Here is a 13,906-nt window from a genome sequence, read left to right on the forward strand (position 1 = left end):
AGCCAGCCACGCCTGTTAATTTAAGCTGTCGATTCCCCGTCAGCCAATAAAATAAGCGGTATAAATTAAGTTATAGATTGAAAGGTCATGACTAAAACGGGTAAATAATCAGCGGATATGCTAACATCATGTTGTCATTTTGTTTTTATAGCAGGTCTTACCTCATGCAACACATTCATTTTGATGCAATCGTCATTGGTTCCGGGCCAGGTGGAGAAGGCGCCGCCATGGGACTGGTGAAGCAAGGAAAAAACGTCGCCGTTATAGAACGTTATAATAGTGTCGGCGGTGGCTGTACCCACTGGGGAACCATTCCCTCCAAAGCACTCCGTCATGCCGTTAGTCGAATTATCGAATTCAACCAAAATCCTCTCTACAGTGATAATTCTCGCTCTTTACGCTCCTCTTTCTCTGAAATCCTTAAGCATGCTGAAAGTGTCATTAGCCAACAAACACGTATGCGCCAAGGTTTTTATGAGCGTAATGGCTGCACAATGTTTTCTGGCGAAGCAACCTTTATTGATGAGCGCCATGTTAGTGTGCGCTATGCGGATGGAAGCTGCGATGTTCTCAGCGCAGATAATATTGTGATAGCGACAGGCTCTCGCCCTTATTGTCCATCCGATGTTGATTTTAATCACTCCCGTATTTACAACAGTGATACCATCCTAAATCTCACCCATGAACCGCGTCATGTGATTATTTATGGTGCTGGCGTGATTGGTTGTGAATATGCATCTATCTTCCGCGGATTAGGTGTTAAAGTTGATTTAATTAATACTCGCGATCATTTACTGGCATTCTTAGACCAAGAAATGTCAGATGCCCTTTCTTATCACTTCTGGAATAGCGGTATCGTTATTCGTCATAACGAAGAATATGAAAAAATTGAAGGCGTCGATGATGGGGTTATTGTTCATCTTAAGTCAGGCAAAAAAGTCAAAGCTGACTGTTTACTTTACGCTAACGGGCGGACAGGTAATACAGACAAGCTTGGCTTAGCTAATGTTGGTATTGAAGCTGATGGCCGAGGACTCGTTAAAGTCGATAGCGCATATCGTACATCTAATGAACGTATTTATGCTGTTGGCGATGTTATTGGTTACCCAAGCTTGGCATCCGCTGCTTATGACCAAGGTCGTATTGCCGCTCGAGCTATTGCCGAAGATCTAGGAAATGCCCATCTAGTTGAAGATATTCCTACTGGTATTTATACCATCCCTGAAATTAGTTCTGTTGGTAAAACAGAACAGCAATTAACAGCGATGAAAATTCCATACGAAGTCGGACGCGCTCAATTTAAGCATTTGGCTCGCGCGCAAATTGCGGGTATGAATGTTGGCAGCTTGAAAATTCTATTTCATCGTGAAACATTGCAGATCTTGGGTATCCACTGTTTCGGTGAAAGAGCCGCTGAAATTATTCATATCGGTCAAGCTATCATGGAGCAAAAAGGGGAAGGAAATACGATCGAGTATTTTGTGAATACTACATTCAACTACCCTACGATGGCAGAAGCATTTCGTGTCGCAGCATTAAATGGGTTAAACCGTTTATTTTAAGCAGTGACGTTAGTGATTGCCGAAAATCACACGGCAATCACTACTCGCAAGTAAAATAGATTCTATGTCACTTTAACGCGCCTTTTGGCTGTAATAACTACTCATTAAATTATAAATAGCTTCAGCAAGTTGCTCATAGCGTCCACGTAATGGTGATCCTGGACGATAAACTAATACCACAGTACGTTTCGGTTCTGGATGAATACAATTTAAGTAGCACACCCCATCACGACATGTTTCACTCGGTACCGCCAAATCAGGTAATAATGTAATTCCACTTCCCGCCGCGACCATATTCCGCAAAGTTTCTAAACTGGTAGCACGAAAATGTGTATCTTCTTTTGCGCCAGCTTGGAAACAAAAGCCCATGGCTTGATCACGTAAGCAATGGCCGTCTTCAAGCATCAATAGCTTTTCACCTGCTAATTCACTCATATCAATAGTGTCGCGATCACGCCATGAATGACCTTCATAAATAGCTAACTTCATCGGTTCTTCAAATAAAGGAACCACAATAAACGGATCTGTTTCTTTTACTTGAGCCAAAATTGCACAATCTAATTTCCCACTATCGAGCTGCGCGAGTAATTGTTGCGTTTGCGCTTCGTGTAAATAGATCTCAAGTTTAGGAAACAGTTTATGCAATTCGGGAATAATCAGAGGTAGAAGATAAGGAGCAATTGTCGGAATTAACCCTATATGTAAAGGTCCCGACATACTTTCACCTTGTAGAGCCGCCATTTCTTGTAATACTTTAATTTCGCGTAAAATCGTTCTCGCTTGTTCAACAAGCAGCAACCCCTGTTGAGTAAATAACACTTTACGACTGGTTCGTTCCAGTAACATAACACCGAGTTCTTCTTCTAACTTACGTATTTGGCCACTCAGTGTTGGTTGACTCACGTGACAAGAGTCCGCGGCTCGACGAAAGTGTTTGTGTTCAGCTAATGCTACTAGATATTCCAGATCGCGAATGTTCATTTTGCAGCCCTTCTTAATATAGATTGCCAATCAGTATAGCAGAAATCTAATGCTTTTAACTATCAATTACCATTGAGATGCTCAGTATTTCTTCATCTTTACTGCTTTAGGTATCCTGTGTACTCAGCATAAACATGTCTAAATGAAACCAAATATAACTAAATATTACATTGAATCTCTCATAAAATAACCCAATAGAACATTTCAAATATCATTAATTTTCATCGTTTTGATGAAATTAAATACCATTATTAATGAAATAAATAGTAATATTAGTTCACGTTTATTAACATATTATTTATAAATATATTTTTTAGCTCTGTGCCCCCCTGCTAAAGAAAACTCAAAACCCACCATAAAAAATTAATCACTTAACTAAGAAATATAAATAATATTTATACCCAAAAAATTATCGATGCCGTGATTAACTTTGAAGTTTTTCACTAATAATTAGCAACATATTATTAGTGAAAAAATAAATTGCATTCCAAAATGGAGGCTATATTTAGGTAAACAAGAAGGAACAACAAAAAGGAAATAGACGTTAATGGAATAGCGATTTTCTGGAATGCTTAAAACCTATTACAGGTACAGCCAAAGGAGAAACGCTATGAAAAGCTTAAATCCTATCGTAAACCGTATTAATCCATTCACATTCTTGTACTCGATTAGCAAAACGCTTAGCGACTTGTTAAACACTGTACTTATCGTTGGAACCATCGCGTTTCATTGGTGGCAAGTCCTGTCAGCATTCATAACAACGATCTTGATAACCAAAAAGAATCACTCATATAGATATGAAGAGAATTATGGCTTTCACGATGAGAAGCACAATAGCCACCAAAAAATTAAGAATGGCATTACCTAACTATCATTAGAGAGTTAATAAGCAAAGCACACCGATAGGTATAAACAACTAATGTACTCTTATTGGCCCTGTAATACCCGATTGAGTGTTAAAGATATAAATTTATTATTACATAAAATCAGCCATCAATATTAACAACAGATAATTAAGTAAAATAAAAACATTTTAAAGACTTACAAATATATTAAGGTAAAACACAATAAGGATTAAAAAAGATAATTAATAATTCACTTACCCAGTGAAACATTTAGATACATTATGTCGATTTTGTTTATTGATTTATTAATTTTAATTAAAAAATCAATAAAAATTCCCATGATTTACTTTATATTTTACATCAAATTAGATAATGACTTTTTTCACACTGCGAAAGATAAAACCAACAAAATAAAGACATACAGTGGCATATAACACCAAATACCAACAATTGATGATATTTTACAGAGTTTAATTCTGACACATTATACATAAGGCAATGCTGTGCATAAATAAAGCCAACTCATTTTAAATATATTTACTCACATTTGCTTTTTAAAATTAACACCTAAATCGAGTTGATATCTATATAATTCGCTCATCAAAAATTGGTGGTAATTAATATACGCAAACCACACTTAAATATATCTAGAGGATGAAAGCCATGATGAAAAAAGTCGTCATATCATCAATGTCACTTGTATTACTCGCTACAGTACTATTAACAGAGAATGCACAAGCAAAGACAAACAATACCACCATTACATTTAAAGCAGCTATTGTACAACCGCCTTGCAGCTATGATTTTAATAACAACAACGTTCAATTGAATTGTTTTAATAGCAAAGAAAATAAAACTAAAAAATCAAATATTCATTACTCACGACAAAGCAAAACATCTGAATGGAAGCAAACAACTGATAATCGCGGCATATATCAATTCAAATGGACGAATAAAGAAAGAAATCTTGCCATGATTTCAGTGCAGTACCTTTAACAAAAAATAAATAAAAACAAATAGTTAATTATAAACTACAGATCAGCAAGGAAAAAAATCATGAAAACATTATCTTCAACTTTAAACAAAAATCTTTTCGCTCTATTAACAGTACTCTTAATGACTCCTGTATTTAGCGTTGCAGATACGGAAGTAAAACAAAGAACGCACAGTGGGGTTATTCATTTTACTGGCTCTATTGTCCATCCACCTTGTATGAACAGTGTAAGCAACCAACAACAATTAATATTTAATTGCTTAAATGACAAGGCGGATATGGTAGAAGAAAAATTGGATATCAAAAAAATAGCGCAGTCTAAAGACTGGGGAACCATGAATAATGGTAGAGGCGTTTATACCTATCATTGGGTTGATAAGCAAAGTCAATTAGGCCTTTTAACAATTAAGTATATTTAAGTAGCAACGACTGACCTCGGGGTAGAATAACTACCCCGCTTTTTTTATGTTTCTACTCAACACCCAACCATCTCTTACAGCCCTAAACGTAATTTAGCTTCGATGATTGCCTGACTCACTTGGCTCTTTGCAACCCCACCTTTGGCTAAACGCTTATCTAAGCATGATTGTAACGATAAGATTTGATATACATCGAGTTGGATAGTATCACTGAATTTTTGTAAATCACTTAATGTCATTTCTTCCAACGCTTTTCCTTGGCTAATTGCCGCCACAACGGCTTCGCCCACAATATGATGTGCTTCACGGAATGGAACGCCTTTAGCAACAAGGTAGTCTGCGAGTTCTGTCGCATTGGCATAGCCTTGTTTTGCTGCGTCTTCACAACGATGACGACGGATTTGAATACCATCTAACACCAATGCAGCCATATGCATACAGTCTAGCCACGTATCAAGAGCATCAAACAGGCCCTCTTTATCTTCTTGCATATCTTTATTATAAGCTAATGGCAATCCTTTAAGCGTCATCATCATCCCAGTTAATGCCCCTTGCACACGACCACACTTACCACGAATTAACTCAAGTGCGTCTGGGTTTTTCTTTTGAGGCATTAATGATGAACCGGAGGTGACTTTGTCAGAAAGTTCAACAAAACCAGCTTCACCGCTATTGAAGAAAATTAAATCTTCCGCAAAACGGGATAAGTGAACCATACCAATGCTTGCATCAGATAACAGTTCTAAAACATGATCCCTATCTGACACCGTATCAAGACTATTACGTGTTGCAGATGCAAACCCCAGCCAAGAAGCCAGTTGTTCACGGTCAATATCGTAAGCCGTACCTGCCAATGCACCACAGCCTAACGGGCTAACATCTAAACGTTTTAATGTATCTTTGAGGCGGCTTTCATCCCGAGCCAGCATTTCACTGTATGCTAAACACCAGTGTGCGAAAGTAACGGGCTGAGCACGTTGTAAGTGGGTGTAACCAGGCATCACTGCATTTTGATTATTTTCAGCAGTGATAACTAAGGCTTTTTGTAGCTCAATCACCGCTTCTAATAGTTGTGCTATTTGGTCTTTACACCATAATTTCAAATCCGTCGCGACTTGGTCGTTACGGCTACGACCCGTATGCAGTTTTTTACCTAAATCACCTACTTTATCAATCAGTTTTCCTTCAACCCAGCTATGAATATCTTCTGCATCACTTTGCAGAATGCTTTCGGGGTTATCTTGTACTTCTTTCAATAGCGCCTTCAATGCCTGTTCAAGGGATTGTTGTTCTGCTTCTGATAACACCCCGACTGTGACTAACGCTTTTGACCAGGCAACCGAACCAATAATGTCTTGTTGCGCCAAGCGGTAATCAAAACGCAATGAATCATTAAATTGTTTAAACCGTTGATCGGCTTCTTGACTAAAACGTCCACCCCAAAGTGCCATAACTGTTCCCTATCTGATTGATAAAATAAATGTTATCCCCGACAGCCAATGGCTGTCGGCGGAGTATTTCAATAAAACTATTTCGCTTTGTTCTGCTCTTTGAGTGCACGAATACGTGAAGAAAGAGAATATAAACGGATAAAGCCACCAGCATGGCTGTGATCATAGACTTCATCTTCACCAAAAGTTGCAAACTCTTCTGAATACAGGCTGTTATCAGCTTTTTTCTGAATAGCTGTCACTTGCCCTTTATACAGTTTCAAAACAACTTCACCGGTGACATCCTGCGCTAAAGATTCTGCTGCCGCTTGCAGTGATTGACGTAAAGGAGCGAACCAACGCCCATCATAGACCACATAAGACATTTCTAGGCCTAGCTGCTCACGCCATTTGAAGCTATCGCGATCCAAAACAAGTTGCTCAATACCACGTAGAGCTGCCATCATAATGGTGCCTCCGGGTGTTTCATAACAACCACGAGACTTCATGCCTACTAAACGGTTTTCAACGATATCAATACGACCCACACCGTGTTTCGCACCTAAGACGTTTAATGCTTCAAGGCAACCGAGTGGAGATAAAGTTTGACCATTAACAGAAACCACTTCCCCTTGTTTAACGCCAACAGTGACGAGTTCCGCTTCATCTGGGGCATCTTTTGGATCCACAGTCCACACCCAGCAGTCTTGGTTGGCTGCATTCCAAGTACTTTCTAATACGCCACCCTCAGTCGAAATATGCCATGCGTTTTCATCGCGGCTATAAATTTTCTCTAAACTTGCCGTTGTTGGAATATTACGTTCTTTCAGGTAGTCCAGTAGCGCTTCACGGGAACGTAAATTCCACTCACGCCACGGCGCAACAACTTTTAACTGAGGTGCCAGCGCGGTGTATGTGCTTTCAAAACGCACTTGGTCATTTCCTTTACCGGTTGCGCCATGCGCAACGGCATCGGCCCCAACTTTTAATGCGATTTCAACTTGTGCTTTAGCAATAATAGGACGTGCCATCGACGTGCCTAATAGGTAGCTCCCTTCATATAACGCACCCGTTTTTAATACTGGGTAGATATATTCTTTGATAAATTCTTCGCGCAGATCCACCACATAACATTCAGATGCACCTGATTGCAGTGCTTTTTGCTCCACACCCACCAGATCTTCTCTGTCTTGACCTACATCTGCCACAAAGGCAACCACTTCGCAGTCATCATAGTTTTCTTTCAACCATGGAATAATGGCTGATGTATCTAAACCGCCTGAATATGCCAATACGATTTTTTTGATGCCCTTTTTCATAACTTACCTATCCCGATTTCGCTTAATTAAAGAGTTCATGTGTTATTGGTTGGCAAAGCCCCCCGAACGCACCCATTTTATGATGCTAAAATCCGCGTACCGATGGCTGTGCCATTAAATAGTGCGGGGAGTTGCTCTGCATGACGCCAACTTGCAATGTCTACTGGGCGTTGCAACGTTTTTGCTGCGTCTAATGCCGCGTTCACTTTGACGATCATGCCATCTGTGATAATGCCTTGTTCAATGAGCTTCTGCGCTTTTGCTGTGGTCATTTCATCAATTTTTTGCCCTTTCCCATCGAGGATGCCGCTAACATCTGATAATAGGACTAAGTCGGCATTCAAAGCTTGTGCGATAGCCGTTGCTGCTTGGTCAGCATTCACATTCATCAATAAACCCTGTTCAGTCACACCGATCGAGCTTATGATAGGTAAATAACCTGCCCCCAATAGTAACTGTAACAATTTAGGATTACCGGGTTTCGCATCCCCAACATGACCAAGCTCATCATTTAACTGGCTGACTGTTGCACTTTGTCCATCACCTAATGATAGTCCAACCGCTTGTAACTGGTATTTAGTCGCCCACGCCAATAGTGTTTTGTTGGCAGTGCCTGCTAATGCACCAGTGATAATATCAATCTGATCAGTAGGTGTGACACGGAGTCCTTGTTTCTTCACCACCGGTAATTGGAGCTTTTGCATAAGTTCATCAACCAGACAACCACCACCATGTACAATCACTAAAGGTCGTTGATGAGACTGACGATAGGTTTGTAATGCAGTAAATAATCTTTCAAGCGCTTCTTCGCTATCCAGTAATACACCACCCAATTTGATCACTAATGGTTGCATGGGTTAATCCTTAATAAGTTCGTTGACCGTGATATCACTAAAGTAATGATTGCGTTTCATTAAAACCGAAACGAATATTCATGCACTGTACCGCTTGTGCTGCTGCACCTTTTAATAAGTTGTCTTCCGTTCCGACTAAGATTAGGTGCTCGCCTTTTAATACAAAGCCAATATCGCAAAATGGTGTGCCAACGACAGCTTTCAGTGCTGGAACACCTTTTTCATACAAACGCACTAGCGGTTTGTTGTGATAGGCATCTTTGAAGACTTGTTGAATCTGTTCGGTCGTCACACCAGCGTTTACCTTACAAGTAATCGTAGCCAAAATACCGCGAGAAAAATTCCCCAAGTGCGGTGTAAAAATGACGTCACGTCCCAAATGCGTTGCGATTTCAGGTTGATGACGATGCGTGAAAATACCGTATGGCTGTAAACTCACTTCACAAAAACTATTTGTCATAGAAGCTTTACGACCCGCGCCCGAGACCCCACTCGTCGCGTTAATCACTGGCCACATTTGGTCATCAAGTAGTTTCGCTTCAATCAACGGTTTCAACGCTAATTGAGAAACCGTTGGATAGCATCCCGGCACAGCGATGAGTTGTGCTTGACGAATTTTGTCGGCTTGCCACTCAGCAAGGCCGTAAACCGCTTGATTTAACCATTGACTGTTTGTATGTTCGAATCCGTAATATTTTGGGTAGAAAGCGGCATCTTGAACACGATAAGCACCCGATAAATCAAAGACGACACAGCCTGCCTCTAAAAACTGAGGGGCGATGTCATGGCTAACTTCATGAGCAGTGGCAAGAAAAACGACATCAATACCTTGTGCCGCAGCCGCAACATCCGTTAATGGTAAGACAGGAATATCGATAATACCCTTATACTGGGGATGTAGATCAGAAAAGCATTTACCTGCATCAGCACTTTGAGCTGACACCATCAATCCCTGAAGATTTATTTCAGGATGACGTTGCAGATAAGCCGCTAATTCTGCTCCAGTATAACCACTGGCTCCGATAATGAGTGTGTTCAACATATGCTTTCTACCTTGTGCTCGTGACCCAAACAGTTTAATGTGTATTTTTATTCAAATAAAGTGCATGAATATTGATACTATTATGGATAAAGGCTGTCAACAGTGAATATTAAATTACCTGCATTTATTGAGATTTATCGTCAATTAATTGCCACTCCCTCTATCAGTGCCACTGATTCGCAACTCGATCAGAGTAATAAGGCTCTGGTCGAACTGCTTGGTGGGTGGCTAGAAACACTCGGGTTTACGGTGAATATACAACCAGTGCCAGATACCCGCGACAAATACAACCTACTCGCAACGATTGGTGAAGGAAGTGGTGGCTTGATGCTATGTGGCCACACGGATACCGTGCCGTTTGATGAAGGTCGATGGAGCAAAGATCCATTTACCCTGACAGAACAAGACGGCAAGTTATATGGCCTCGGCACTGCGGATATGAAAGGCTTTTTTGCTTTTATCGTTGATGCGTTGCGTGATATTGATATCAATAAACTGACTCGCCCACTGCATATCCTTGCAACGGCAGATGAAGAAACATCAATGGCTGGGGCGCGTTATTTTGCGGCCAGTACACAGCTACGTCCTGATTTTGCGATTATTGGTGAGCCAACCTCACTACAACCGATACGAGCACATAAAGGCCATCTTTCCAATGCGATCCGTATTACTGGCCAATCAGGCCATTCGAGTGACCCTGCCCGAGGCGTTAACGCAATTGAATTGATGCATGAATCTATTTCACATCTCATGACACTGCGTAATACGCTGAAAGAGCGCTATCACAATCCGGCTTTTGTCATCCCTTATCCAACCATGAATTTTGGTCATATTCATGGTGGAGATGCAGCTAACCGAATTTGTGGTTGCTGTGAATTGCACATGGATATTCGCCCATTACCTGGGCTGACTTTGCAAGATCTCGATGAATTATTAAATGAATCCTTAGAGCCGGTGAAAAAACAATGGCCGGGACGGCTAGCCATTGAATCTCTCCACCCACCGATCCCCGGTTATGAGTGCCCAACCGATCATAAAATGGTTGCAGTGATTGAACAGCTCCTTGGTCAAAAAGCGGATACCGTAAATTACTGTACTGAAGCGCCATTTATTCAAGAATTGTGTCCAACGTTGGTACTGGGCCCCGGCTCTATTGAACAAGCGCATCAACCCGATGAGTTTATTGATATGAAATTCATCGAACCCACTCGACAACTCATTAGCCAGTTAATTGAGCACTTCTGTTTAACTGAATAAAAATGCGTTCTGCGCAATAATCTTTGGTTATTGCGCATTTTCTTACATGAATTTTTTTCCTATTCCCCCTGAAAAACCCTCACACCTCTATTTCATTTAAGTGTTGACTCAGTATCAGCATATCCGGTAATCTCTATTTAGACGTCTAAACGTATAGACGCACAAATGGATATAATCAATTATCGATACAATTTTCGTTTCGTCATTACAAAGTCATGAGGACAGGGTATGAGTTTCTTTCACGCAAATCAGCGCGAAGCGCTAAATCAAAGTCTCGCTGAGCTAGATGGGCAAATTAATGTCTCCTTTGAGTTTTTTCCGCCACGCACTGAAGAGATGGAACAAACCCTGTGGAAATCCATTGATAGACTGAAAAACCTTAAACCCAAATTTGTCTCTGTAACTTATGGTGCAAATTCAGGTGAGCGTGATAGAACCCATAGCATTATTAAAGATATTAAAGACAAAACCGGCTTAATTGCAGCGCCTCATTTGACTTGTATTGATGCATCCCGTGAGGAACTCAAAGAAATCGCGCGTGATTACTGGAATAACGGTATTCGCCAAATCGTGGCATTACGTGGTGACTTGCCGGATAATAGCCGTAAACCAGATATGTATGCGGCTGATTTAGTTGAGCTTCTTAAAAAAGAAGCAGATTTTGATATTTCAGTCGCCGCTTACCCAGAAGTGCACCCTGAAGCTAAAAGCGCCCAAGCTGATTTGATTAGCTTAAAAAAGAAAATTGATGCGGGAGCGAATCGGGCTATTACGCAATTTTTCTTTGATGTAGAGAGCTATTTACGTTTTCGTGACCGCTGCGTCGCAACGGGGATTGATGTTGAAATTGTACCGGGAATTCTCCCTGTCTCAAACTTCCGTCAATTGGAACGTTTTGCCAAGCTGACCAATGTGCGTATCCCATCATGGATGAATAAAATGTTTGAAGGGTTAGATAACGATCCTGAAAGCCGTAATTTAGTTGGCGCCTCAATTGCCATGGATATGGTGAAGATTTTAAGCCGTGAAGGCGTGAAAGATTTCCATTTTTACACCTTAAACCGCTCTGAACTGACGTATGCGATTTGCCACACGCTTGGAGTAAGACCATAGCCGCTATAGAGTATGAAGGCCGCACTTTGCGACCTTCATCTCTCTTATGCTATTACCAATGCCCTGAGGCACCACCGCCGCCACTCGACCCACCACCGCCTCCGCCACTGTCATGATCACTCGATGAACTCGAGGAGCTTGACGAGCTCGATGAACTCGAAAAATCCGATGAGCTAAAAGAAGAGGAATAATAAGGTCGGCAAATATCATTCCATTCCTGTTGTTGCTGTCGGTAAGCAGGCAAAATGGTATGTATCACGACCAAAAGTATTGGTGTCGCAAACATGCTCCCTACAACACAAAATAGGGCCATCAAGAGAAGTAAAATTAGGTCAAATCTTCCTTCTAACAAGGTCGTTAATAACATGAGTGCTAAGTAATAGAGAGTCGTTATCAACAACGTACTAAATAGTGAAGGAAAGTAGTATTTATATTGATGATACTTTTTTAGCTTAGCTAACTGTAGCTGTTGATTTGCTCGTGCCCGTTTGGATTTATCCGCATACGCGATACGATAGATTTTCTTTTCAATATATAGTCGACGTTGTTTAGTACCATAGAAGAGCGCCGTAAAATAAGCGGTAATAAATGATATGAAATAGAAGAGCTTATAGTTCTCGATACTCTTTGGTAGCACAAATCCACCATAAGAGCCGCCCATTTGATAGCCTACGGCTTCATTGATCACATTTATCACACGAGATACGCTATTTTGGATCCCTGTGTAATAATGTTCATGTTTAAAATTAGGAATAATACTTTGGCGAATGATACGCCCAGAGAGGGCATCGGTCATCACGCCTTCATAACCATACCCAACTTCAAAACGGACATTGCGGTCGTCTAGCGATACAACAAGCAATATACCATTATTTTTGCCTTTTTTTCCGAGTCCCCAACGATTAAACGCACGTAATGAAAATTGCTCTATTGTTTCAGGTGCTGTCGTTGGAACAATATAAACAACAAATTGCGTTCCATCACCACGCTGCTTTTCAAAGTTTAATAGCTGGTTATTTAACGTTTGATACTGTGACTCACTTAATAGACCTGCATGGTCGAGTACCCTATCACTTCCCAATGCAGGAAGTGGAATGCGTTGTGTCGCCCAAGTTCCGCTGCTCAATACACAGAATAATAATAGCCAGATGACATGCCGATATTTCAATTAAAATCCACCGTCGGTACTGTTTTTATCGCCTGTTCGTTTTCTACGTTAAAATTTGCTTTTGCAGAGTCACCAAAATAACTTGCAATCAAGTTATTAGGGAACTTGCGAATTTGTGTATTGTATTGGCGGACTGCTTCAATATAACGACCTCTTGCAACTGCAATACGATTTTCAGCACCTTCCAGTTGTGTCATTAAGTCTTGATATAATGGGCTTGCTTTAAGGTCTGGATAACTTTCCGATATGGCTAATAAACGGGATAATGATTGCCCTAATTGTGCTTGTGCTTTTTGATACTCCGCTAAAATAGCAGGGTCTGATAATGCACTGGCATCAATGTTAATTGCCCCAACTTTCGCCCTTAATTGCACAACGTCTATCAGTATTTTTTCTTCATAACCAGAATAACCTTTTACCACATTAATTAAATTCGGAATAAGGTCAGCACGGCGTTGATATTGGTTAATAACTTCGGATGCGGCAGCATCAACAGCTTCATCATTTTGTTGAATACTGTTGTAGTTGGTAATGACAATGACCGAAATAATAATAATAAGCGCTAAAATAGAAATAATCAGTTTACGCATTGTTATGACACTCTATCCTTCGGATATCCGTTGTTGAATACAACAGGAATAAATTAAATCTGACCGACATCCATCATTCCATTAGTCGTTTGATACATGAATGAAGTCATGCAATTCAGTCCATAACTCATGTCTATTTTAGCAACTTAACATAAATATCAATAAAGTTCTTGTGGTTATTCTCAATAAGATAAGTGATACCACTGCGTCAAAGGCAATACAGAAAAAATCAATAAAAAAAGAAGGCGCCATTTCAATTTGGCAACCTTCTTACTGTTTTAATAAAGGATGTGATATCGGCCAAATCAGCGAACTGATCTGACCGGTATATT

The 13,906-nt window shown here is 40.4% G+C and carries 12 protein-coding genes; 5 read left to right on the plus strand and 7 right to left on the minus strand.

What is annotated here, in order from left to right; translation table 11 throughout:
* The first annotated feature begins 164 nt into the window (after nucleotides 1-164).
* On the plus strand, nucleotides 165-1,562 hold the full coding sequence (gene sthA / locus P2E05_RS19345) for a Si-specific NAD(P)(+) transhydrogenase (RefSeq protein ID WP_154624411.1): 1,398 nt from the start codon (nucleotides 165-167) through the stop codon (nucleotides 1,560-1,562).
* 72 nt (nucleotides 1,563-1,634) lie between these two features.
* Here the strand turns inward: sthA and oxyR are convergent, their stop codons facing one another.
* On the minus strand, nucleotides 1,635-2,543 hold the full coding sequence (gene oxyR / locus P2E05_RS19350; RefSeq protein WP_154624410.1) for a DNA-binding transcriptional regulator OxyR: 909 nt from the start codon (nucleotides 2,541-2,543) through the stop codon (nucleotides 1,635-1,637).
* 1,508 nt (nucleotides 2,544-4,051) lie between these two features.
* Here oxyR and P2E05_RS19355 point away from each other — a divergent pair.
* Together P2E05_RS19355 and P2E05_RS19360 are read left to right on the plus strand one after the other, a co-directional pair.
* Nucleotides 4,052-4,384: a pilus assembly protein gene (locus P2E05_RS19355; RefSeq protein ID WP_154622549.1), complete on the plus strand. Its 333-nt coding sequence runs from the start codon at nucleotides 4,052-4,054 to the stop codon at nucleotides 4,382-4,384.
* Between the two features lie 60 nt (nucleotides 4,385-4,444).
* Nucleotides 4,445-4,801, plus strand: coding sequence for a hypothetical protein (locus tag P2E05_RS19360; protein ID WP_154622550.1), 357 nt, complete (start codon nucleotides 4,445-4,447; stop codon nucleotides 4,799-4,801).
* 74 nt (nucleotides 4,802-4,875) lie between these two features.
* On the opposite strand, the gene argH is transcribed toward P2E05_RS19360, so the two are convergent.
* The 4 genes from argH to argC all read right to left on the minus strand — a co-directional run bounded on the left by argH (nucleotide 4,876) and on the right by argC (nucleotide 9,446).
* Nucleotides 4,876-6,252 carry an argininosuccinate lyase gene (argH, locus tag P2E05_RS19365; protein WP_154622551.1) on the minus strand — a complete coding sequence of 459 codons (1,377 nt, stop codon included), beginning with the start codon at nucleotides 6,250-6,252 and terminating at the stop codon, nucleotides 4,876-4,878.
* Between the two features lie 77 nt (nucleotides 6,253-6,329).
* Nucleotides 6,330-7,550, minus strand: coding sequence for an argininosuccinate synthase (locus tag P2E05_RS19370; protein ID WP_272658016.1), 1,221 nt, complete (start codon nucleotides 7,548-7,550; stop codon nucleotides 6,330-6,332).
* A gap of 77 nt (nucleotides 7,551-7,627) precedes the next feature.
* On the minus strand, nucleotides 7,628-8,404 hold the full coding sequence (gene argB / locus P2E05_RS19375) for an acetylglutamate kinase (RefSeq protein ID WP_272658015.1): 777 nt from the start codon (nucleotides 8,402-8,404) through the stop codon (nucleotides 7,628-7,630).
* Between the two features lie 37 nt (nucleotides 8,405-8,441).
* The gene (gene argC, locus P2E05_RS19380; protein WP_154622554.1) at nucleotides 8,442-9,446 is read right to left on the minus strand and encodes an N-acetyl-gamma-glutamyl-phosphate reductase; all 1,005 of its coding nucleotides are present in this window, start codon (nucleotides 9,444-9,446) and stop codon (nucleotides 8,442-8,444) included.
* A gap of 102 nt (nucleotides 9,447-9,548) precedes the next feature.
* Between argC and argE the strand changes: the two genes are divergently transcribed.
* A complete protein-coding gene (argE, locus tag P2E05_RS19385) occupies nucleotides 9,549-10,703 on the plus strand; it encodes an acetylornithine deacetylase (RefSeq protein WP_196714153.1) in 1,155 nt (384 codons plus the stop codon).
* Nucleotides 10,704-10,931: 228 nt separating this feature from the next.
* Entirely contained in the window at nucleotides 10,932-11,816 is an 885-nt protein-coding gene (gene metF / locus P2E05_RS19390; protein WP_272658014.1) for a methylenetetrahydrofolate reductase, read from the plus strand.
* A 52-nt stretch (nucleotides 11,817-11,868) separates the two neighbouring features.
* Here metF and P2E05_RS19395 read toward each other — a convergent pair whose 3' ends face one another.
* Nucleotides 11,869-12,984: a TPM domain-containing protein gene (locus P2E05_RS19395; RefSeq protein ID WP_272658013.1), complete on the minus strand. Its 1,116-nt coding sequence runs from the start codon at nucleotides 12,982-12,984 to the stop codon at nucleotides 11,869-11,871.
* The gene (locus tag P2E05_RS19400; protein ID WP_154622558.1) at nucleotides 12,981-13,574 is read right to left on the minus strand and encodes a LemA family protein; all 594 of its coding nucleotides are present in this window, start codon (nucleotides 13,572-13,574) and stop codon (nucleotides 12,981-12,983) included. Before P2E05_RS19400 ends, P2E05_RS19395 begins: the two co-directional genes overlap by 4 nt.
* Nucleotides 13,575-13,906 lie beyond the last annotated feature (332 nt).

Source organism: Providencia stuartii (genome assembly GCF_029277985.1).
Taxonomy (GTDB): Bacteria; Pseudomonadota; Gammaproteobacteria; order Enterobacterales; family Enterobacteriaceae; genus Providencia; species Providencia zhejiangensis.